At 43.9% G+C, this 21,829-nt stretch carries 19 protein-coding genes; 13 read left to right on the forward strand and 6 right to left on the reverse strand.

All coding sequences use genetic code 11. The annotated features are described in order from the left end of the window. Window positions 1-29 precede the first annotated feature (29 nt). Complete coding sequence (locus ACRRS0_RS05770; protein ID WP_432454148.1) at window positions 30-482, reverse strand: DoxX family protein; 453 nt, start codon at window positions 480-482, stop codon at window positions 30-32. A gap of 112 nt (window positions 483-594) precedes the next feature. Between ACRRS0_RS05770 and ACRRS0_RS05775 the strand changes: the two genes are divergently transcribed. Then, a complete protein-coding gene (locus tag ACRRS0_RS05775) occupies window positions 595-1,497 on the forward strand; it encodes a LysR substrate-binding domain-containing protein (protein WP_432454147.1) in 903 nt (300 codons plus the stop codon). Between the two features lie 192 nt (window positions 1,498-1,689). Continuing rightward, window positions 1,690-2,691: a 3-dehydro-L-gulonate 2-dehydrogenase gene (gene yiaK, locus ACRRS0_RS05780; protein WP_432454146.1), complete on the forward strand. Its 1,002-nt coding sequence runs from the start codon at window positions 1,690-1,692 to the stop codon at window positions 2,689-2,691. A 184-nt stretch (window positions 2,692-2,875) separates the two neighbouring features. On the opposite strand, the gene ACRRS0_RS05785 is transcribed toward yiaK, so the two are convergent. Next, window positions 2,876-3,751, reverse strand: a complete 876-nt coding sequence (locus tag ACRRS0_RS05785; RefSeq protein WP_432456200.1) for a LysR substrate-binding domain-containing protein — start codon at window positions 3,749-3,751, stop codon at window positions 2,876-2,878. A gap of 194 nt (window positions 3,752-3,945) precedes the next feature. Here ACRRS0_RS05785 and ACRRS0_RS05790 point away from each other — a divergent pair, with 194 nt between their 5' ends. Next, on the forward strand, window positions 3,946-5,076 hold the full coding sequence (locus ACRRS0_RS05790) for an S-(hydroxymethyl)glutathione dehydrogenase/class III alcohol dehydrogenase (RefSeq protein ID WP_432454145.1): 1,131 nt from the start codon (window positions 3,946-3,948) through the stop codon (window positions 5,074-5,076). 94 nt (window positions 5,077-5,170) lie between these two features. Beyond that, a complete protein-coding gene (gene fghA / locus ACRRS0_RS05795) occupies window positions 5,171-6,010 on the forward strand; it encodes an S-formylglutathione hydrolase (protein WP_432454144.1) in 840 nt (279 codons plus the stop codon). A gap of 143 nt (window positions 6,011-6,153) precedes the next feature. On the opposite strand, the gene ACRRS0_RS05800 is transcribed toward fghA, so the two are convergent. Continuing rightward, window positions 6,154-7,608 (reverse strand): MFS transporter, encoded by a 1,455-nt coding sequence (locus ACRRS0_RS05800; protein ID WP_432454143.1) that lies wholly within the window; start codon window positions 7,606-7,608, stop codon window positions 6,154-6,156. Between the two features lie 109 nt (window positions 7,609-7,717). On the opposite strand from ACRRS0_RS05800, the gene ACRRS0_RS05805 reads away from it, so the two are divergent. Further along, window positions 7,718-8,554 (forward strand): helix-turn-helix domain-containing protein, encoded by an 837-nt coding sequence (locus ACRRS0_RS05805; RefSeq protein ID WP_432454142.1) that lies wholly within the window; start codon window positions 7,718-7,720, stop codon window positions 8,552-8,554. A 26-nt stretch (window positions 8,555-8,580) separates the two neighbouring features. Here the strand turns inward: ACRRS0_RS05805 and ACRRS0_RS05810 are convergent, their stop codons facing one another. Beyond that, window positions 8,581-9,759 carry an MFS transporter gene (locus ACRRS0_RS05810; protein WP_432454141.1) on the reverse strand — a complete coding sequence of 393 codons (1,179 nt, stop codon included), beginning with the start codon at window positions 9,757-9,759 and terminating at the stop codon, window positions 8,581-8,583. A gap of 99 nt (window positions 9,760-9,858) precedes the next feature. Between ACRRS0_RS05810 and ACRRS0_RS05815 the strand changes: the two genes are divergently transcribed. Together ACRRS0_RS05815 and ACRRS0_RS05820 are read left to right on the forward strand one after the other, a co-directional pair. Next, window positions 9,859-10,776, forward strand: a complete 918-nt coding sequence (locus ACRRS0_RS05815; protein ID WP_432454140.1) for a LysR family transcriptional regulator — start codon at window positions 9,859-9,861, stop codon at window positions 10,774-10,776. A 709-nt stretch (window positions 10,777-11,485) separates the two neighbouring features. Then, a complete protein-coding gene (locus ACRRS0_RS05820) occupies window positions 11,486-12,505 on the forward strand; it encodes a lipase family protein (RefSeq protein WP_432454139.1) in 1,020 nt (339 codons plus the stop codon). 26 nt (window positions 12,506-12,531) lie between these two features. Here the strand turns inward: ACRRS0_RS05820 and ACRRS0_RS05825 are convergent, their stop codons facing one another. Beyond that, a complete protein-coding gene (locus ACRRS0_RS05825; protein ID WP_432454138.1) occupies window positions 12,532-14,022 on the reverse strand; it encodes a UxaA family hydrolase in 1,491 nt (496 codons plus the stop codon). 308 nt (window positions 14,023-14,330) lie between these two features. On the opposite strand from ACRRS0_RS05825, the gene ACRRS0_RS05830 reads away from it, so the two are divergent. From ACRRS0_RS05830 to ACRRS0_RS05850, 5 genes are all read left to right on the forward strand, one after another. Then, window positions 14,331-15,767 (forward strand): tagaturonate reductase, encoded by a 1,437-nt coding sequence (locus ACRRS0_RS05830; protein WP_432454137.1) that lies wholly within the window; start codon window positions 14,331-14,333, stop codon window positions 15,765-15,767. A gap of 44 nt (window positions 15,768-15,811) precedes the next feature. Next, a complete protein-coding gene (locus ACRRS0_RS05835) occupies window positions 15,812-16,804 on the forward strand; it encodes a C4-dicarboxylate TRAP transporter substrate-binding protein (RefSeq protein ID WP_432454136.1) in 993 nt (330 codons plus the stop codon). A 96-nt stretch (window positions 16,805-16,900) separates the two neighbouring features. Then, on the forward strand, window positions 16,901-17,386 hold the full coding sequence (locus ACRRS0_RS05840) for a TRAP transporter small permease (protein WP_432454135.1): 486 nt from the start codon (window positions 16,901-16,903) through the stop codon (window positions 17,384-17,386). Between the two features lie 2 nt (window positions 17,387-17,388). Then, window positions 17,389-18,675, forward strand: coding sequence for a TRAP transporter large permease (locus ACRRS0_RS05845; protein ID WP_432454134.1), 1,287 nt, complete (start codon window positions 17,389-17,391; stop codon window positions 18,673-18,675). A gap of 360 nt (window positions 18,676-19,035) precedes the next feature. After that, complete coding sequence (locus tag ACRRS0_RS05850) at window positions 19,036-19,668, forward strand: bifunctional 4-hydroxy-2-oxoglutarate aldolase/2-dehydro-3-deoxy-phosphogluconate aldolase (protein ID WP_432454133.1); 633 nt, start codon at window positions 19,036-19,038, stop codon at window positions 19,666-19,668. A gap of 84 nt (window positions 19,669-19,752) precedes the next feature. Here ACRRS0_RS05850 and ACRRS0_RS05855 read toward each other — a convergent pair whose 3' ends face one another. Then, window positions 19,753-20,658, reverse strand: coding sequence for a GntR family transcriptional regulator (locus ACRRS0_RS05855; protein ID WP_432454132.1), 906 nt, complete (start codon window positions 20,656-20,658; stop codon window positions 19,753-19,755). Window positions 20,659-20,791: 133 nt separating this feature from the next. Here ACRRS0_RS05855 and ACRRS0_RS05860 point away from each other — a divergent pair, with 133 nt between their 5' ends. Beyond that, complete coding sequence (locus ACRRS0_RS05860; protein ID WP_432454131.1) at window positions 20,792-21,811, forward strand: zinc-binding alcohol dehydrogenase family protein; 1,020 nt, start codon at window positions 20,792-20,794, stop codon at window positions 21,809-21,811. The last annotated feature ends 18 nt before the right edge of the window (window positions 21,812-21,829 follow it).

Genomic DNA, 21,829 nt, shown 5'->3' on the forward strand with positions numbered 1-21,829 from the left:
CAAGTCCTCAATATGGGTTAAGTTTAGGGTTATTTATTAGCACTAAGCAGCGCATGGATTTTATTGTCTAAAGCAAAGCGCCCAGCGCCTTGAACAGCTAAAAACAAAGTGACCGCTAACAGGGTTAATGCATACTCATAACCATTTGCGGCTAAAAACAGGCCATTACCAATATGTACTGTCATCGCCATCAGCATAGTAAATGCAAGTACCAGGGCAGCAGGGCGGGTTAGTAAGCCAAGTAGTAAAGCAATACCGCCAAAAAACTCGGCGCTGCCAGCCATTAAAGCCATGAGGTAGCCGGGTGCAAACCCTACGCTTTCCATCCATTGGCCGGTGCCTTCAAGGCCATAACCACCAAACCAGCTAAACAGTTTTTGCGAGCCGTGGGCAACCAGTATCAAACCTAAAGGTAGACGCAGAATTAGAGGAGCAAAGCTGGCTTTGCTAGCAACAAGTTTGTTTAAGAGTTGAGTATTCATGGTATGTCCTTCACTGGGAATTTAATTAACTAAGTTGTGCTAACTATAATGCTTGGCATTTCATTGATAAATGCTATATTTGTTGAGTTATTATCAATGTATGGTTGTTAATATGGATAAGCTACAAACCATGAGAGCCTTTGTAAGTGTGGTCAAGCAGGGCTCATTTGCGAAAGCGGCTGAACACTTAAGTTTGTCTCCTCAGTTGGTGAGTAAATATGTCTCCCATTTGGAAGACAATCTACAGTCGCGATTACTGAACCGAACTACGCGTAAATTGAGTTTGACCGAGGCCGGACGTTTTTATTTTGAACGTTGCACTCAGTTATTAATTGACCTTGAGGAGATGGACAATGCGCTTGCCCATGAGCAAGGACAGCCTTCAGGAAAACTTCGAATTACCGCACCTATGTCCTTTGGCATGCATCACTTACCGAAGTTAGTCGTTGATTATCAGCAGCGCTACCCGCAGGTGGATATCGACTTGCAACTCAGCGATAAAAAAATCGATATTGTTGAAGATGGCTACGATATCGCATTACGGATTGGTAAATTGCAGAGTTCTTCATTGATCGCTAAAAAAATCACCGATATTCGAATCGTGGTATGTGCCGCCCCCAAGTACCTGCAGCAATATGGTATCCCCAAAAATTCCCAACAATTAATGGATCATCGTTATCTGAGTTATAGCTATGCCGATAGCGCAAGTTTATTTGCTAAGTTTGAACAGGTACTGGGTTACAACAAGTTAAACTCGACCTTGATCTCCAATAATGGCGATTTATTGGTAAATGCGGCGATCCACGGCGGAGGAATTGCTATTCAGCCCTCATTTATCGCTGGTAAAGCTATCAGCCAGGGGGAGTTGCAGGAAATATTACCCGACTATGCCCCCGATCCACTGGGACTTTATGTGGTTTATGCCCATCGTAAGTTTTTAAGTAGTAAGGTTCGCAGTTTTGTTGATTTCATCAGCGAGTATTATGGAGAGTGTCCTTATTGGGATGACTATTAAAGGCAGGCCGTGGTTTAAGACTTGGCGAGGAGCGATAGTGCTGGCTGAACAACATTGTGCTCGAAGTACTAAGGGATTTTTTAGTAAAATCAACACCTAGTCAAATTTATGTCTTGTTCTTCCCAGTTTTTTCGAGACAAGTTTGGGATGATTGAGTGTTCTAACATGGTATTCGCGAAGAGGAAATAAGCGGTGGCCCTAGTAACAATTGAACAACTATACAGTGAATATTTACGCGTTTTATTAGCGCGAGATATGAATCCCGACCGGGCTGAGCAATTGGCGACCGGCTTTGTGGATATGGCCAATGAGGGGGTCTACTCGCATGGCATTAATCGCTTCCCGGTGTTTATCTCGCAAGTGGATAAAGGTCAAATCAAGCTAAATGCAGAGCCGGAATGTGTTGCCAGCATGGGCGCACTGGAGCAGTGGGATTGTCATCTCGGTCCTGGTGTATTGAATGGTCATATTTGTGCTGATCGTGCCATGGTACTGGCCAAGCAGTTTGGGATTGGCATGGTGGGTATGCGCAATTCAAATCATTGGATGCGTGGTGGCGCTTACCCTTTGAAGATGGCTCGTCAGGGCTTTGCTGCGATTGCCGCGACCAACACCGTGGCGATTATGCCGCCTTGGGGAGGGAAAGACTGTCGCATCGGAAATAATCCATTGATCATGGCGATTGCAGGCGATCCGCCGGTTTTACTCGATTGTGCGATGAGCCAGTTTTCTTATGGTCAAATTCAAAATCATCATCTCGCCGATAAGCCTTTGCCGGTGGATGGCGGCTTCGATGACGAGGGCAATTTGACCAAAGATCCGCAAGTATTGATGAACAATAAACGGGTGTTGCCGATGGGGTTCTGGAAGGGCTCGTCGATGTCTATCGTATTAGATATGATGATCACCGCGATTAGTGGCGGCTTATCGGTACCAGCCTTAACGGAAGATCAAACTGAAGAGTATGGGGTATCGCAATTCTTGATCGCCATCGATCTGAGTAAAACCATGGAAAGTCATCGTTTTGCTCAAGAGATGCAGCGGATCCGCGATTATGTAATGAGTGCTGAGCCTGCCGAGGTCGGGCGGCTTAAGATCGGTGGTTCAGAGATTCAAGCCTATATTGATAAACACCAACAGCAGGGTGGCATCGAAATTCACTCGCAAATTTGGCAGAAAATTAAGGCCCTGTAAGGCCTTGCAGATTTGTGGTGTGACATCGAGATTTGTGGCGATACAGGTTTTGCTACGCCGTAAGATGGCCAGAGTCACGGCTAAGCTTGTTGAACCAAGGCTTAGCCATCATGATTCGCCATGGTAGCGACCAGCAATGAGTCAACAGCTCCCCGACGATTCATACTGGTCTCGCAAAGCCAGATTAAATCTCAGCCAAGCGTTGTTGTAGGTGAGATAACATTAAACTCACTTTATTGGATAGGTGTCGGTTTTGTGGGTATAAGGCCCAAATGCCTTCGGGGCCTTTTTGATAAGGTATTAATAGCTCAATCAGAGCTCCACTTTGTAAATGCTTTTTAACGTAACTGTCGGGCAATTGCACAATGCCCAAACCTTTTAGTGCGGCATCCAGCAAGGCATAACCATTGTTACACTGCAGCCGTCCGCTTATTTTAAGCGCCATCGCTTTCCCCCGTTCGACAAACCGCCAGTACTCGATAGTTCCTTGTAAACAGTTATGCTGAGCCAACTCACTCACCACATGCGGTGAGCCATGTTGCGCCAAGTAGGCTGGGGAAGCACAAACATGCAAGCTGCGCTGGGCGAGGCGCTTCGCCATCATACTCGAGTCGGGCAGTTCGCCCAGTCTAATCGCCAAATCTATGGCTTGATCGACTAAGTCAATTTTTTGGTTACTGAGTTGGAGTGATACCTCCAACTCCGGGTATTGCAGGCAAAAATCATTCACCGCTGGTGCAATATGTTGTTCACCAAAGGTCACCGGTGCGGTCATACGTAACTTACCTCGAGGCGTATTCTGTAAGTTGTTTAAGCTGCGCTCGGCGTCAAGCAAACCCTCGATCAATGGCCTACACTGTTGATAAAACAACAGGCCACTGTCGGTAGCCGATACTCGCCGAGTGGTGCGATAAAACAACTTAGTGGCTAAACGTATTTCCAGCTGAGAAATTTGACGACTCACCTGAGCGGTAGAAATACCTAAACGTTGTGCGGCAGCAGTGAAACTTTCGGTTTCAACGACCGAAACAAACTCGTTAATACCGTCCCACTGGAACATAGCGGCCAACCTCGTTGCAGATACTGATTGCTTAAACATTATCAGCCATCATCAAGCAATGATTTAGCCGATATTGTTACTACACAGTAAAAGTGAATTAATGAATTGCTAGATTATCACCAATTAAGAAACAAATATAATATTGTGATGAATACGCCTTTTAGGCGACAACGAATACATAGTGAGGAAGCGCGATGACTGCCAAAACCATTCAATCAAAAGCTGCCGTAGCATGGGCTGCTGGCCAACCATTAAAAATGGAAATTGTTGATGTAGCCCCCCCTAAAGCGGGTGAAGTGCGGGTAAAAATTATTGCCTCAGGTGTATGCCACACGGATGCATTTACCTTATCGGGCGATGATCCGGAAGGGATATTTCCGGCGATTCTGGGCCATGAAGGCGGCGGCATTGTCGAATCGATTGGTGAAGGGGTAAGCAGCGTTAAGGTGGGCGATCACGTGATCCCGCTTTATACACCAGAGTGTGGCGAATGTAAGTTTTGTAAATCGGGTAAAACCAACCTTTGTCAAAAGATCCGCGAAACTCAAGGCAAGGGGCTAATGCCCGACGGAACCACTCGCTTCTCTATCAACGGTCAGCCGATTTTTCATTACATGGGGTGCTCGACGTTTAGTGAATATACGGTATTACCGGAAATCTCACTCGCCAAAATCAACCAAGAGGCACCTCTCGAAGAAGTCTGTTTGTTAGGTTGCGGCGTGACCACTGGGATGGGTGCGGTTGCCAACACCGCCAACGTTCAAGCGGGCGATACGGTGGCAGTATTTGGTTTGGGTGGCATTGGTTTATCCGCCATTATTGGCGCTCAGATGGCCAAAGCTGGCCGCATTATTGCTATCGACATTAACGAATCGAAATTTGAATTAGCCCAAAAGCTTGGTGCGACCGATTGTGTTAATCCAAAAAATTTCGACAAGCCAATTCAAGAAGTGATTGTCGAGATGACCGATGGTGGTGTCGACTTCTCGTTTGAATGTGTGGGTAACGTTCACCTGATGCGTAGCGCTTTAGAATGTTGCCATAAAGGTTGGGGCGAGTCGGTGATTATTGGTGTTGCCGGTGCCGGCCAAGAAATATCAACTCGACCATTCCAGTTGGTCACTGGGCGTGTATGGAGAGGCTCGGCATTTGGTGGCGTAAAAGGTCGCTCCGAGTTACCTGAGTATGTAGAACGTTATATGGCTGGAGAGTTTAAGCTAGATGATTTTATTACCCACACTATGGCCTTAGATAAAGTTAACGAAGCTTTTGACTTGATGCACCAAGGGAAGAGTATTCGTAGTGTTATTCATTTCGATAAATAATGAATAAACCACATGCAAAACAGTGTGCTAATGCATTAAACCAAGCGTATTGGCACTGTTATTTTATTCACTTTGACCAATAAGGATAAGCTAAATGCACGACATTGAACTTATCAGTGCCAATAAAAGCTTTGGGGGCTGGCACAAACGCTACAGCCACCGCGCGAGCAGTTTAAATGGGCTCGCGCAGTTTGCGATTTTTTTGCCGCCACAGGCTAGCGCTAAGCAGCCAGTACCGGTCTTGTACTGGCTGTCAGGGCTAACTTGTAACGACGAAAACTTTATGCAGAAAGCTGGTGCACAGCGTATGGCTGCCGAGTTAGGCATTGCCATTGTTGCGCCCGATACCAGCCCTCGTGGTGACGAGGTGGCCGATGATGAAGCTTACGACCTAGGCCAGGGCGCGGGGTTTTACCTAAATGCCAGCCAAGCCCCATGGAAGCAGCATTACCACATGTACGACTACATTGTGAGTGAACTGCCTGCATTAATTGAGTCCTGTTTTCCGGTCAGTAGCAAGCGGGCAATTGCTGGACACTCGATGGGGGGACATGGCGCCTTAACCATTGCTTTGCGCAATCCGCAACGTTTTAGTTCGGTATCGGCATTTAGCCCTATTTGTAATCCTAGTGCGGTGCCGTGGGGTAAAAAAGCCTTTACCGCTTACTTAGGCAGTGATCCGCAACACTGGGCAGAATACGACGCTAGCCTGCTCATGAGTGAAGCGAAGCAGTTTGTTCCTGCGTTGGTTGATCAGGGAGAGGCAGACCAATTTTTAGCAGAGCAACTAAAACCAGAAGCATTAACGGCAGCGGCGAAGCAAAGCGCTTATCCCTTACGCCTCAATATGCATACTGGTTACGACCATAGCTATTTTTTTATCGCCAGCTTTATTGAGTCTCACCTGCTGTTTCACGCCAAACACTTCGCTTGAAGTTCGTGAAATACCATGGCAATCATAGCTTTATTGCCAAGTCATAAAAACCAGGCTGCGCCTGGTTTTTTACCAACAATCAAGACACCGCGGCTAACGAGCGGAAGGTTCGAATGGCTGTTTTGGTCTATTCGGTCTCATCATTAGGTATCCGATGGCATGAAACCAGTACCGACATCGGCCGTAATTTTAGTTGAACCATTTGACTGCACAGAGCTTAGTTTTGGACTTTGAAAAAATATGAGCGTGCCAATGATGAATAGCCATGTACAAAGCAATCCGGTTGTTGTTGCCATCGCGACCAGATAACCATGCGATAACATGACTGCGTAAATTGCGCCAAAAAAAGCGGTTCCGAGAGCAAAGCATGCTTGCTGTACGGTGATTAATGCACTACTTGCTTCACTAGCATGCTGTTTTCCAACATGAGAAAGGGCAATTCGAAAAGCGGAGGTAAGCATCAAGGCGTTCCCTATTCCGACTAAACCAGTTGCGCTAACAAGATGCCACACCTGTAGCGTACTCCCAAATAACCAGAACAAACCAAGCGTAAGTAAGAAACCGAGAAAAGATAAAACCACGCCAAGGACAAAGCTCCAATAGTGACCGATGCGCTGTGTTATCGGTCGACTGAGTAATGAGCCGACAAAGAACATGATTCCCAAGGCAATAAAGCTATTACCTGATTGAAGTGGCGTAAAATGAAGCTCTGTTTGCAAGCACAGCGCGGTTACAAACAGATACCCAGGATAGGTAAAGGTAACAGTTGCTTCCGCCATGAAACCGCTCATCACCATTGGCGTTTTAAATAATGAAGGAGGGAAGAGTGGTTGTTGACCGCGGATTTCTTTGCGTTTTTCTATGCCCCATAAGCCACAGCCGATAGGGAATAGACCAAGCAATAAGCACCATAGCGTTGGCCATCGTTCGCCCAACGTCACTGGTAGTAATAAACAGAGTAACAACAGTGCGAATAAGGTGATGCCAGCCAAATCCATTTCCGGTTTATGCGCTGCACGGGTTTCAGGAATAATGAAATAACCTACAGCTAAAATCAGCAGGCACACTGGAATATTAACAAAAAATGCAACCCGCCAGCTTAAGCCAAATAAATCAGCGGAAACAAGCCATCCTCCAAGCACTTGCCCAATCGCGACCGAAAGCCCAGCGACTGCCGTATAGAGCCCAACCGCACGACTATGACGCTCACCCGCTAAGGTTGCATGGATCGTAGCAAGAATTTGCGGCATCAATAAGGCGGCAAATACGCCCTGTAAAAGACGACCAGCCAACATCGTAATAATATTTGTCGCAAGCCCACATACTGCAGAAGCAACACAAAACCCAACGATACCAAGCATAAATAGACGCTTTCGACCATAACGCTCGCCTAGGCGTCCGCCCGTCGCAATCAGCGTTGCAAAACTAAGCGCATACACCGCAACAATTAACATTAGTCCTGTTTCATCCGTGACTAGGGTTTGCCCCATCACATCAAGTGAGACGTTCACAATAGAAAAATCGATCTGTGGTAAAAGTTGCCCCATGACCAATAGCAAAAGAGCAAATATTGAAAGCGATTGATGCTTAAGGTTCATAAAAGGTCCCTGAAACGTATCTCAAATCATAATGTCGCGCTATTATGAGTGGAATTTAGAGTCGTACAAGAAACTACTTAGACACGTATAACTGATATCAGGATAGAAGATGCTCGGTAATAACTTGCAAGTTATCGGCGATTTTTTACGTCGTAAACGAGAGAATTTAGCGCCAGAGATGATAGGGCTCCCCAAACCAGCTCGCACTCGAACGCCCGGGTTGAGACGCGAAGACGTGGCCGCTATCGCAGGGATAAGTACCGTGTGGTATAGCAAAATCGAACGAGGAAAGGCTGCAGGTATTTCTCCTGAAGTACTCGCAGCGCTCTGTCAGACACTGCGTTTAAGCTTATCAGAAGAACAATACCTCAAGACGCTTGCCTTATCTGGGCAAACCGAGGTCAAAGATCCGTGTATGTATATCACTCGAGAAACGCAGCGGCTTTTAACACAGTTGAATCCGCTTCCTGCCTTGCTGGTGAATGACTATTTCGACATTATTGAATGTAATCAATCATTTAATCGATTGTGTGGGTTTGATGTGAATGCTCTTCCGGAAGAAGAGCGAAATTATATCTATCTCACCATGACTCACAGCAAATGGCAGCAGTTTTTACAGATCGACGATAAGCATATTCTGGCAGAGCAACTGACCCGGATGGCAGGCTTTTTACGCAGTGCAAGCGCCTCACGTTCCAATGATCTGATCTTAAAAAAACGGGTCTGTCATTTTCAGAATACCTCAGCTATTTTTACTGAAGCATGGGCGCGCAATACCGTGCTACAGCCGGAACAGTTTCAGTTTGATTTTGTACATGCCGAACTAGGTTTGCTCTCGCTTAAAAAACAAATATGGTGGAGCTTTAGTGGCGATACGACTAGCGGTCGATTAAATATTTATCACCCTCAAAATGACGAAGATTACCAACGTTTAGCCAATATCTGATGGCATTCTGTGGTGATAAATAAGGGCTAGTAAGCGTCTGCTAAGCTAGATTTTTTTTGATGAAGACGCCCACGTCTGAAGTACAAAACCATAATCAAGCCAAGCACTGCGGTGCCAGAACCAGCTAAAGGAACCGAAGACAATCCTAGCTCCGCACTAATCACTGCCCCACCGAGCACTGCGCCAAGTGCATTACCAAGATTAAAGGCACCAATATTCATAGCAGATGCCAGATTGGGCGCTTCTTTGGCCTCCTGCACAACCAATGACTGCAATGGTGGAACCATAGCAAAGCTGGCAATGCCCCAGAGGAAGATCAAGGGTGCCGCGAGTATCTGAGATGATGTGCTTACTGAAAAAATCGCGAGTAAGACAATCACTGAAACCAAAGAGACGATCAGCGTTAAATCCAGCGAGCGATCCGCGTAGCGACCACCGAGAATATTTCCGATGGCGAGACCTAAGCCATACAACATCAACATCGCAGTGACAAAAGCCGTTGAGGCATGCGTTTCATCTTGCAAAATTGGCACAATATAAGTAAATACGGTGAACATTGAACTGGCGCTGACGACAGTTAATAGTAACGCCGCCAGTACGGGGCCTTTGGTTAATACCCGAAGTTCATCACGCATGTTCACTTTACGCTCATTAGCAAGTGGTGGTAATGAAATCCTCAAGGCGAACATGGTCACTAAGCCAATTGCAGCAATGGCGAAAAAAGCGGGACGCCAACCAATGGTTTCACCGATAAATGATGCCAAAGGAACGCCACCAATGGTTGCAAGGGTGAGTCCTGAAAACATCGCCGCCACGGCACCCGCACGCTTTTCTATTGGAACTATGCTGGTTGCGACGACAGCACCAACCCCAAAGAAAGCACCATGATTGAATGACGTGACGATTCGTCCAATCATTAATGTGGTATAGCTATCGGCCATCGCGGACACCAAATTACCTAAGGTAAAAATACCCATCGACAGCAGCAGTAAACGTCGGCGTGACATATTGGCAAACGCCAACGTCATGACTGGGGCCCCAATTAAAACCCCAAAGGCATATGCACTAATTAGCAACCCGGCTGTAGGAATCGAAACCGCTAAATCGTGGGCAATAACCGGTAACATCCCCATCGGGGAAAACTCGGTCACACCAATACCAAAAGCACCAATGGCAAGTGCGAACAAAGGAGCATTGAATTTCATATAAAATCTCGTTAATTTATGATGTAAAGGAATATAGCTAAATCGCTAGCCTATGAATATCCTGTTGAATGGTCACACAGCTTTGCATTGGAATCACAAATGAAACAGGGCAAAACAGATAGAACCGCAGAAATGGAAACCTTTCTGTCGGTAGCGTGTACTGGCAGCTTAAGTGGTGCAGCGAGAGAATTAGGGCTCAGCCCATCAGCAGTTAGCCGTATCATGACTCGAATTGAAAAACGACTCGGTATTCGTCTGATTGTGCGCAGTACACGCAGCCTTCATCTTACCAGTGAAGGTGAATCTTACGCACTTGCAGCCCGCAGGATCTTAAAAGATTTAGACGATACAGAATCAGCGCTCGCTAACCGTGGACGCCCCAGTGGGATCATCAAAGTCAGCACTGCGACGGCACATAGTCGGCTAAGCATCGTGCCTTTGTTTAAGGAATTTCTGCAACGCTATCCCAATATTGTGGTCGAGATGGATGTCAGCGATCAAATCAGTAATGTGAGTGCAGGCGATACCGATATTGCTATCCGTTTTGGTCCATTACCAGACAGTGGACTGCATGCCCGTCGCTTGGGAGAGACCGGCCGAACCGTGGTCGCTTCACCCGAGTATCTTGCTGATGCAGGTATTCCACAAACACCAGCGGACTTAAAATATCATAATTGTTTGGATTTTAGTTTTCGACGCTTAGAACCCGGCTGGCCGTTTCGAGAAAATGGTCAGGATTTTATGCTACCGGTAAGCGGTAATATCATCGCAAATAACGGTGAAACTCTCGTTGAACTCGCGCTACAAGGAATTGGAATTACTCGGGTAGGTAATTTTCATATTGAACAGCTTTTGGCCGATGGACAGTTAGTGCCTTTATTAGAAGATTTTAATCCCCAAGACCGAGAATCCATTCATGCTGTTTTCATCGGTGGTCAAAATATCCCTGCGAGGGTTCGTGTATTTGTCGACTACTTGGTTGAGAAAATGATGCAAAGCAGTGCTTCGCAATCATGAAAAGAACATCGTTGTCCAGCCATCATCCGTTAGTTTTTAGCTTGGTATATGCCAATGGCTAGTGATTCCCTTGCTGTAACAAGGCGCTGTTACTTTTCATAAGCAGTTCTCTTTACAAGGAATATGATGAATCAGTGTTTTCAATCTCGATACATTATTGGGCTACATTTCGAAGGAAGTACCGATCGATTAATACTAAATAATCGGGATTTATATCATGAAAAACACAAAAGAGTTTTAAGGGGCAATTCGGGCATGTAAAGCAGGAAGCATTTTGAAAAAAGCAGTGCTATTCAGATTGTCCATTTTGTTGGTATTTGCTTCTGGTTATGGGGGTTATCTGTCTAACTGGATTAGACACAAGAGATAGTCAGGTCAGCCACATTTATAGTCATTTAAACTGCTCTGTCTGGAGTGTTTTTTTTACGTCTAAGCAACGAATCAGTCATATCTGAATTGCTCTCCATTCAGAAATGAACCTCGTGAAATGGACAGTATTCGCTACGATGAGTCCTCTTTAATCCTTGATATGTGATGGTTTCGGTGTGCTTTGTCGTGATTTTAAAAGGGATATTGCTTATTTATTGCTGCGGCTTTCGCGGTGTTGATATTAAACTCGAATGAGTTGATGGGCTTACTTTAAAGTTGGCCGTTGAAAGCGCTATAATTTGGCTTTGATTCATCATGAGTTGCGACATTGATAAAACCGTTGCCCGACCCAAAAACCTACCCGATTGTACCGCCAGATATGGATTACTGTTACTTTGATGAGGCAGAGACATCTCCATTTGAGGCACATAATCAAAGCTTTTCTTTAGTGAATGCAAGTTGGTTAGCCGACTGTGCCTTATTAGTTTACGCCCATCCCGGTTTTGCGCGTTTGGCGTTTAAGTTGGCAGGCTTTGAACATTTTCATTTTTTTAAAGGAACTGGCACCGAATGCATGGCCGCTTGGAATGAGTGTTGTTTGCTGATTAGTTTTCGCGGCACCGAGCTTAAATCGCTCTCTATGCTGTATGAGATGAGTACTAATCTTCAGGCTATTCCAAGCTCATTTTCGCAAGGTGGCAAAGTGCATACTGGGTTTTCTAAAGCCTTAGATGAAATATGGGGGGGCTCCGAAGGATTACATAGGTTTATTCAACAGCGTATTGCTGAAAATCCAGATCGTGCTATTTGGATGACGGGTCATAGCTTGGGGGGCGCTCTGGCTAGCTTGTGTTTTGCTAAAGTGAAACAAGCCACTGGCTTATATATTTTTGGTGCGCCGCGGGTTGGCAATCAAGCTTTTACGGATTTGCTTAAAGGTAGGCCTGTATGGCGTGTGGAGCATGCGAAAGATCCCATCCCGATGCTGCCGCCCAATCTACCTGCGTTGCATTTTTGTTATCATGATTTAGGTGAGTTGATTTATATTCAAGCAGATCAACAGTTGCGTTTTCAACGACCAGAAAAAACCGCTGAAGAATACAAGCAACTGATTTGGGATACCATTAAAACTCAGGAAAGTCGGCGCAAAGCCTTAAGCATGAAGCTTCCTGACATAAATCAGCATGTGCGTGAATCGGTGCAGCAATGGTTAGACAACATTAAGCAATTGCAAGGGGATAAGGCGATCAGTATTCGCGATCACATGCCGATATTTTACTGCGTGAAATTATGGAATTTGCGAGCGGCTCAAACCGAAGGTGTAGTCGACCTAACCGAGAATGAACGGCTAGGTCAATGAGTTGGTGGGGTTTATCGGCGTTCGCGTTACAGAGTGACCCCCGATTTAAAAATAGCCAGTTCACGAATGCCGTTCACTTCATTTTTAGTTGGCGCTCCATTGGCAATATCACAGACTAAATCAATAAAACCTTCTAATAGCTGTTCCATTGTTTGGCCGTCAATTAAGGCCCCGGCGTTAAAATCGATCCAATGTGGTTTTTTATTGGCAAGCTCTGAATTTGTTGCAAGTTTTAAGGTGGGAACAAAGCCGCCGTAAGGTGTTCCTCGACCGGTAGAAAATAATACGATATGGCAGCCACTGGCGGCCAATGCCGAGGTTGCTACGGCATCATTACCTGGAGCACTCAGTAAATTAAGCCCCGGAATCGTGAGCCTGTCGGTGTATTTTAATACGCCCATGACCGCGCTAGAGCCAGCTTTTTGAGTGCAGCCCATCGATTTATCTTCAAGGGTTGAAATACCACCTTTTTTATTACCGGGAGATGGATTTTCGTAAATCGGCTGCTTGTGGTCGATAAAATATTGCTTGAAGCTATTAATCATTTCTACGGCAGCGCTGAAAGTGGGTTCGTCGATACAACGTTCAAATAGTAGATGTTCTGCGCCAAACATTTCAGGTACTTCGGTTAAAACTGAAGTGCCACCAAGGCTGATGAGGTAATCAGAGAATCGGCCAAGTAAGGGATTAGCAGTAATACCGGATAGACCATCGGAGCCCCCGCATTCGAGACCTACTTTAAGTTTGCCGATACTCATTGGGGTGCGTCGATCCTGTTTCACCACCGCATAAATTTTCTCTAGTTGCGCAACCGCCGCAGTGATTTCATTGTTTTCTCGCTGCGCTTCCATGTACTTCACGCGTTCGTGGTCAACGTCTCCGACTAATTGTTTAAAGGCATCCACTTGATTATTTTCACAGCCTAGCCCCATCACTAAAACTCCGCCTGCATTTGGGTGTTTCACCATATTGGCTAATATTTGGCGGGTATTCTCGTGATCATCACCGAGCTGGGAGCAGCCATAATTATGGGGGAATAAATAAACACCATCGCAGTCTAAGTCTGGGTATTTGCTTCGGAATAGAGTGATCGCTTGTTGAGCGATGCCGTTTACGCAGCCAACCGTTGGGATCACCCATATTTCATTGCGAATAGCAACATCACCATTAGGGCGTTGATAACCGTTAAAGGAGCGTTCAGCCTGTTTTATATCCGCCGGCGGACAAGTGATGGGTTGATAGTGATATTGATGGGTATCGGCAAGATTGGTTTTAATGTTATGGGTATGTACCCATTCACCTTGGCGGATATCGACACTGGCATGACCGATCGCCGAACCATACTTAATAATGTTACAACCTGCGGCAATGTCGCTGAGTGCAACTTTACTGCCTCGATCCAGATCGCTGCTGAGTTCGATGGTTTTATTGCCAATGACTAATTGTTGCTGTTTGTTTAAAGGCTCTAAACAAACTAGAACATTATCTTGAGGATGGAGTTGAATATACTGTTTCATGGGCACCTTTATGCAAGTTACCCTGTCCGACGTAATCAGTTTATTCCCATCGCTGTATTTAAATCAATAAAAAACCGATAAAAATTCCTTAATGCTTAGTTTCTGGGAGATATAGGTAAATTGAATGCCTTATTTGCTCATTCGCTAGCTATTAAAATCATAAAGAACAGATAAAAAACAGATAACAATGATCGATGACACGTTTGCTTACTTTGTTTAATAAAAGCTTATTTTTAACAAATACACTTCAAACACATTCGATAACACCTGTCCGACAAACAGCTTCCCTATCGCATAGGAATAAAGTAATGGAACAACGATTAACCAGAGATAGCGCAGTTTTTCCGACCCGGCCTGAGAAAATAATTCAGTTTGGCGAAGGTAACTTCTTACGCGCATTTATAGATTGGCAATTTGATCTATTGAACGAACATACCGATTTTAATGCAGGTATTACCATTGTTCGGCCAATTGATGCCGGACACCCTAAGTTAGACCAGCAAGGCGGTTTGTACACGGCATTGATTCGAGGAATTAATGAAGTCGGCGAAAGTATCTCTCAGCCTAGAGTGATTAGCTCTGTCAATCGAGAACTGTTGGCATATGGTGAGTTTGACCAGGTGATGGCTATTGCACAGAACCCAGAGCTTGAATGGGTAGTCTCAAATACCACTGAAGCTGGGATTAGCTTCAATGAAAATGACCAACTGACTGATTACCCACCGACATCTTTTCCCGCGAAGGTGACAAAATTTTTGCATCATCGCTTCGTTCATTTTAACGGCAGCGAAGATAAAGGTTTGATTTTTTTACCCTGTGAACTAATTGATTATAATGGGGAAAAGCTACAAGAGTTCGTGATAAAATACGCCCAGCAATGGCAGTTATCAGAAGCGTTTATTGCTTGGGTTAATACGGCCAATACTTTTTGTTCTACGCTGGTAGATAGGATTGTGACTGGCTTTCCAAAAGATGAAATTAATCAACTCGACATTGAACTTGGTTATCATGATGATTTTCTAGTCGCTGCGGAACATTTTTATTTATTTGTGATTCAAGGGCCAAGTTGGCTGAATGAAAAACTTCGTTTAGAGCAGTGCCCACTGAATATAAAGATTGTTTCAGATATTAAGCCTTATAAAGAAAGAAAAGTCGGTATCTTAAATGGTGCACATACGGCGATGGTACCAGTTGCTTATCTTGCTGGTTTAGATACGGTGAGCGAGTCGGTAAATGATCCTCAAATTGCCGAGTTCCTAGAGTGCTTACTTGATGACGAAATTATTCCTGTTCTTAACATGGATAAACAAGAGCTTGATGAGTTTAAAGTAAGTGTTATTAGCCGATTCAAAAACCCATTTATCAAACACTACTTAACTTCGATTGCACTTAACTCTTTAACTAAATTTAAGACTCGCTTATTGCCTCAGCTTATTAGCTATGTTCAGCAAAATGGCTCTGCGCCTAAACATCTTTGTTTTAGTTTGGCTGCATTGTATTGCTTTTATTTAGGGAAAAGAAATGATGAAGATATTCCACTTTCCGATAATCAAGACTTATTAGATAAATTTAGTGTTTGGCGTAAAAAATCAGATAACCATGCTTCAAATATAGAAGGGTTTTTATCGATGGCAGAACACTGGGGTGTTGACCTCACTCGTTTAGCCAATGTGCAATCACTGGTTACCGAATCCTTTAGCAATATAAAAACATTGGGCGTTAAAGAAGCACTATCGCAACTTTAATACTTATTCACGTGAAGTAATAGATAACTACATAAGGGACGTATATGAACATCATAAAAAGAAACTTAAAAAAAGTCGCTGCCGTGATTGGCGTAAGCTTGGCGATGAGTGTTTGCGCGCATGCTACTACTAAAGTAATGATTGCTTATGGTAACCAACCGGGTGAACCGATTGATAAAGCGATGCACTATTGGGCTGAGCAAGTCGCCAAAAAATCAAATGGTGATATCGAGTTCAAATTATTTCCATCAAGTCAGTTGGGCGGTGAAACTGAGCTTTTAGAGCAAGCTAAATTTGGTGCAAATATTATTTCAATCAGCTCTTATGGTTATTTAATGGATACGGTGCCAGATCTGGGGATTATCAATGCGCCCTATCTTTCACAGTCCTTTGAGAAAAAATCAAAATTACTTCATAGTGAGTGGTTTGAGGGCTTAAGTAATCAACTGAGTGAAAAAGGGCTAAAAATTGTCGTTCCCGATGTGGTGTATGGGACTCGCCATTTGTTGTCTAGAAAAGCGGTTTTCTCTCCTGCTGACCTCAAAGGCGAAAAAGTTCGCGTTCAACACTCTAGATTATTTGTGGCAACCGTGAAAGCAATGGGTGGGGTACCCGCACCGATGTCTCTTTCTGATGTTTATCCTGGTCTATCTCAAGGTGTGATTGATGGTGTCGAAAACCCAGCGGTTGTTTTGTTGGGCGGTAAATTTTATGAAGTCGTGAAGAATCTTAATTTAACGGCGCACACCAAGCATATGTCACCATTTGTTGCCGGTACTGATTTCTGGAATAGCTTAAGCAAAACTCAACAGAAAATCATTCTGGATACCAGCCGAGATATGGTTCGTTACGACGCTGAGCTGATCAACAAGGCCGAAAAAGAAGCTATTGATCAGTTGAAAGCTGAGGGTGTTACTGTAAATGAAGTAGACATCAAGGCATTTGAAGCGTCTGCTCGTAAGGTGGTACAAAGCGAATTCCCTGAATGGTCTCCAAACCTTTATCAAGATGTACAAGCTAAGTTAGCTGAGATGTAATTGATTGAGGGGCCACTCTTGGCCCCTCAATATGTGAAACCGGAGAGTGTCATGCACACACAACTTTCTTTAAGTAATTCAAAGGCTTTTAGCAGTATGAAAATAGCTAAAATAATCGACAAAATTAGTCGTGTCGATACTGTAGTGGCCGCTGTTTTTCTTGCGATTATCGTTTTACTTATGGGTTATGGAGTGATTACCCGATATGTATTTAATGCACCTAGTTCATGGGTGGAAGAAGTTTGCCTCAGCCTTTTTGTTTGGATGACGTTTATGGGAGCCAGTGCATTGATGAGAAGCGATGAATTGGTTCGAATCGACTTTCTAGTTCGAAAATGTCCTCAGCCAGTGGCTTATTTTATCGACAATATATTTAGGCCGATCCTGATGATCATTGCTATCGGCTTTATGATTTACTGGGGTTTTAAGTTATTACCTTTTTCACAAGTGCGTTTTACCCCAGCCTTGAAGATCCCGTACATTTATATTTATGCAGCTGTCCCCGTTAGTGCTTGTCTCATGCTTTATCACCAACTTTGTCAGCTCTATTCGTCTTTAATTTCTCACAATAGGGAAGACTAGTTATGTCTGTCATATTGCCTATTTCTGCATTGTTATTGCTATTTGCCATTGGTATTCCAGTCGCTTTTTGTATATTTATTGCAACCTTATCTTACTTTTTACTGAACGATCATTTACCGATGATGATGCTGGTACAGCGTTTAGCTGGCGGTCTTGAATCGGTGACGCTGTTGGCAATTCCATTTTTTGTGATGGCCGGTGTGTTTATGAATCATTCGGGCATTAGTAATCGCTTACTCAAATTTGCAGAAGTATTGACTGGCCATTTGAATGGCGGTCTTGCTCAGGTCAATGTGGTATTAAGCACTTTAATGGGGGGCTTGTCCGGCTCTAATATTGCTGATGCTGCGATGGGCTCGAAGTTACTGGTTCCACAAATGGTTGCCCGTGGCTATAGCGCCTCGTTTTCTTCTGCGGTAACTGCCGCGTCTTCATTAATCACCCCGATTATTCCACCGGGTATTGCTTTGATTATCTATGGTTATGTGAATAACGTTTCCATTGGTAAGTTATTTTTGGCAGGTTTAATGCCTGGCTTATTACTGTGTTTGATGATGATGGCATTGGTGTCGGCGATTTCCCATAAACGAAATTACGCGCCAATCAGAGAAAAACGAGCCTCAACTAAAGAGATCGCTGTATCAGCAAAAGATGCCTTCTTAGCTTTATTGCTTCCGGTCGTGATTATCGGGGGGATTCGTTTTGGTGTGTTTACGCCAACCGAAGCAGGGGCTGCGGCAGTGTTGTACGCATTGGTACTTGGTATGTTTATTTATAAGGAAATGAATACCAAGTTGTTGTGGGAGGCTACCAAAGAATCCGTTTTATCTGCGGCTAACGTATTACTGATTATATGCGTTGCGGTTGGTTTTTCTAAGTTCCTCACTTGGGAGCAAATTCCCCAAAGTTTAGCCGCTTGGTTAACGAGCTCGGTTGAAAGTCCTTTTACCTTCTTGTTGTTAGTGAATGTGTTCTTACTGATAGTGGGGATGTTTTTGGAAGGTAATGCAGTGATGATCGTACTGGCTCCCCTGTTGGCACCGGTGGCAAAAAGTTATGGCATCGACCCGGTTCATTTTGGCATCATTTTTATCTTCAATAGTGCAATTGGTACCATTACGCCGCCTTTAGGTACGGTGATGTTTACTACCTGTTCCATCACCAAGGTGGCTATCGAAGACTTTGTGAAAGAAGTCTTACCGTTCTGGCTGTTATTACTCGTTGCTTTGGTATTTATTACATATATCCCAATGATTTCTATCGCTTTACCTAATTTGGTGTTTGGTTAAGCATTGGCTGATGGGTCTGCAATAGTTGCTACGTTTAACTTGAACTGTAGCTGCTATTGCATTCGTTGAGGAGACCCGATCACGATATGTAAATAACGAAATAACGAAATAACGAAATAACGAAATAACGAAATAACGAAATAACGAAATAACGAAATAACGAAGTGATGAAGAAGCTTGCGGCTTGTGTTGGTGTGGTTGAACGCTGTCATTATTGGATATTTATAGTGTATAGATTCAGCCTAAAATCCACTCGTAAAGCAGCTGAAAAATAGTTTTGAAGTAAACTTCACCTATCTTAAGATCTTGTTTTATTTAAGATCTTTAGCAAAATTACCATCTTAATGAATAGGATTAACGATGAGTCCGATGATTCAACGGCTCAAGGCTTTAAAAATTATTCCTGTGATTGCGATTGAGAATGCACAGCAGGTCATTCCTTTTGCCAAGATGCTGATTGAACATGGCTTTGTTGCCACCGAAATTGATGGTTGTTGTGAGCTATCGATTGATGCAATTAAGTTATTAAGAGAGCGCCTACCCGAGATGTTGATCGGTGTCGGCGGCTTGTCGACGCTGCAGCAAGTGTTATCCATAAAACAAGCGGGAGCCCATTTCATTGTTAGCACCGCGCCTAATCCACAACTGGTAAAATTTTGTCAAACTGCAGCGCTCCCTCTGGTGATTTCGCTTAATCAGCCAAGTATGATTGAAGTCAGTCGTGAAAAGGGCTTAACCACGCTAGAATATTATCCAGCCGAAGGGATTGAAAATGGTATTTCGCAAGCGCTGCTATTTGCTCCAGATGTTAGTGTTACGCAGCAACAGACTGATGAGGCACCAGATATTCTGCAGATCCCAAGAGTGATATGTCACTTCGATGATTGTGAGGTCGAAAGATTAATCGAGGCTAGGGGGCTGGGTGACAAAATGCTACAGCTGATTAATCAGTCGAATTCAACAACTGAACACTCTCGCTATTTTCTATGGTAGTGAGCGCATCAATATAATTAGAAAATGGATATTGAATTGTTTATTTGACTACGTCATAAAATATAGCTTGGGATTTTAACTGCCTTATAGATTATCCATAATTAAACTATTCTCCATGGACTTTTTAGCTGAATCTAAATGATGACGTAACTCTCCGACTGCACCAATATCATCGCCACTGAGAATTTTAGTTAGTATTGCCATATGTTCTGAAATAGCGATCATATTTCTTTTCCGTAAATCACTATTGTCCCATTGATAGTGGTAGTGAAAAATGACGGAAATAATGTCACAGAACTGGTCCATAAAAGGATTGTTTGCAGCCGATAGGATTAAAGTATGAAACTTATGATCCAAATCGGAAAAGGCTTGATATTCATCAACCACAACATCTCGAAGCTCTCGATGTGAATGCAATAAATATTGTGCTTCTTGCCAGCGCGGATCACTGCGAGGCAGATTCATAAACCGACTTAAGGCATGACATTCCAACATCTCTCTCAGTTCAAATAAACTTGCTGCATAGCTTTTTTCAAATTTCACCATTCGCCAACGACCTCGCTCAATATTTTCAATTAAGCTAAATCGAGAAAAATGAATTAAAAATTCACGTACAATCGTGGTGGAACACTTCGACTGTTTCGAGAGTTCTAACTCGGTAAATTCTTGTCCTGGGAGAATGTATCTTTTTTGGATAGCATTACTAAAGAAATTTTCAAATTCAATCGATTGTAAATCTTTAGACGACAGATAACGTAGAAAGCTATCTTCTTCCATCGGCGCTCGAGCAATTAAATACTCACCAGATTCAAACTCTAATACACCTTTGTCACAAAGATCTTGCAGCACATAACGTACCGTTGTGCGACTCACACTAAAAAGTTCTGAGAGTGAAGATTGTGAAGGCAAAGGCGATTCGATATGTCCCAAACTGATCGCGTCCAGTAATTGGTTTGCGGTGCCTTCCCTCAAATTCTTATTTCTAGCCATTTTTTACCTCCGAAGCCATTAAATACCATTTAAAAGCAGATTAAATGGCGCTGCGTCACAAACTTTGTTGCGATAAAAATAATAAAAAGCAAGACTAATAAAATAGAGGGAAATCATCAATTAGAGAAAGCTTATGAAGTCATTAATTTGTGAAAAGCCCTACGAATTACAATATGTTGAGCTAGACATCCCCTCAGTGAAGCCAGATGAGGTATTAATAAAAATATCTTCAGTAGGGATATGTGGCACCGATATACATGCCTATACTGGTAATCAACCTTTCTTTAGTTATCCCAGAGTATTAGGTCACGAATTGTGTGGCGATATTTGCCAACTCGGAAGTGAGGTGGGGACTGAGTTTGAAGTTGGCGACAAGGTCGCATTGATCCCTTATGTAGCCTGTTATCAATGTGCCTCTTGTCGCAGCGGAAAAACCAACTGTTGTGAAAATATTTCGGTTATTGGCGTTCACCGAGATGGTGGTTTTAGCGAATATCTTGCGGCGCCTAAAACCAATATTTTGAAAGTGAACGGGGTGGATAATAATACTGCGGCATTGATCGAACCTTTTGCCATTAGTGCCCATGCGGTGCGTCGTGCGCAGCTCGAGCCTGGTGAAGCGGTGTTAGTCGTTGGCGCAGGACCGATTGGTTTAGGCGCTGCGGCGATAGCTGCTGCCGATGGTGCGCATGTGATTGTGGCAGATACCCAATTGGAAAGACGGCAACATGTCGCAAAAGAGCTTAACTTAGCAACGCTTGACCCCTTAGACGAAGGCTTTCAGGCGGCATTGACAGAAGCTTTTGACGGTTCACTGGCGCAAACCATTATTGATGCGACAGGTAATCGACATGCGATGAATGGCGCGGTGAATAACATCCGTCACGGTGGTAAGATTGTCTTTGTTGGCTTGTTTAAAGGAAATCTTGAGATAAGTGATCCTGATTTCCATAAAAAAGAAACCAGCTTATTTGCCAGTCGTAATGCTACTCAAGAAGATTTTGCCAAGGTACAGGGACTCATGAAGGCAGGTAAACTTACCGCTAACATGATGCTTACCCACCGTTTCAATTTTGATCAACTTGGCGAAAACTATCAGCAAAATGTGGTCGACAACAGAGACTTGATTAAAGGCGTGATTGAGTTCAATTAATTTGAACAATGAGATCCA

Source organism: Agarivorans sp. QJM3NY_29 (genome assembly GCF_050870835.2).
In the GTDB taxonomy this organism is placed as follows: Bacteria; Pseudomonadota; Gammaproteobacteria; order Enterobacterales; family Celerinatantimonadaceae; genus Agarivorans.

Coding starts and splice junctions, on each gene's coding strand:
- ACRRS0_RS05770 (WP_432454148.1), bottom strand. CDS start 482: ATGAATACTCAACTCTTAAACAAACTTGTTGCTAGCAAAGCCAGCTTT.
- ACRRS0_RS05775 (WP_432454147.1), top strand. CDS start 595: ATGGATAAGCTACAAACCATGAGAGCCTTTGTAAGTGTGGTCAAGCAG.
- ACRRS0_RS05785 (WP_432456200.1), bottom strand. CDS start 3,751: ATGTTCCAGTGGGACGGTATTAACGAGTTTGTTTCGGTCGTTGAAACC.
- ACRRS0_RS05790 (WP_432454145.1), top strand. CDS start 3,946: ATGACTGCCAAAACCATTCAATCAAAAGCTGCCGTAGCATGGGCTGCT.
- fghA (WP_432454144.1), top strand. CDS start 5,171: ATGCACGACATTGAACTTATCAGTGCCAATAAAAGCTTTGGGGGCTGG.
- ACRRS0_RS05800 (WP_432454143.1), bottom strand. CDS start 7,608: ATGAACCTTAAGCATCAATCGCTTTCAATATTTGCTCTTTTGCTATTG.
- ACRRS0_RS05805 (WP_432454142.1), top strand. CDS start 7,718: ATGCTCGGTAATAACTTGCAAGTTATCGGCGATTTTTTACGTCGTAAA.
- ACRRS0_RS05810 (WP_432454141.1), bottom strand. CDS start 9,759: ATGAAATTCAATGCTCCTTTGTTCGCACTTGCCATTGGTGCTTTTGGT.
- ACRRS0_RS05815 (WP_432454140.1), top strand. CDS start 9,859: ATGAAACAGGGCAAAACAGATAGAACCGCAGAAATGGAAACCTTTCTG.
- ACRRS0_RS05825 (WP_432454138.1), bottom strand. CDS start 14,022: ATGAAACAGTATATTCAACTCCATCCTCAAGATAATGTTCTAGTTTGT.
- ACRRS0_RS05830 (WP_432454137.1), top strand. CDS start 14,331: ATGGAACAACGATTAACCAGAGATAGCGCAGTTTTTCCGACCCGGCCT.
- ACRRS0_RS05835 (WP_432454136.1), top strand. CDS start 15,812: ATGAACATCATAAAAAGAAACTTAAAAAAAGTCGCTGCCGTGATTGGC.
- ACRRS0_RS05840 (WP_432454135.1), top strand. CDS start 16,901: ATGAAAATAGCTAAAATAATCGACAAAATTAGTCGTGTCGATACTGTA.
- ACRRS0_RS05845 (WP_432454134.1), top strand. CDS start 17,389: ATGTCTGTCATATTGCCTATTTCTGCATTGTTATTGCTATTTGCCATT.
- ACRRS0_RS05850 (WP_432454133.1), top strand. CDS start 19,036: ATGAGTCCGATGATTCAACGGCTCAAGGCTTTAAAAATTATTCCTGTG.
- ACRRS0_RS05855 (WP_432454132.1), bottom strand. CDS start 20,658: ATGGCTAGAAATAAGAATTTGAGGGAAGGCACCGCAAACCAATTACTG.
- ACRRS0_RS05860 (WP_432454131.1), top strand. CDS start 20,792: ATGAAGTCATTAATTTGTGAAAAGCCCTACGAATTACAATATGTTGAG.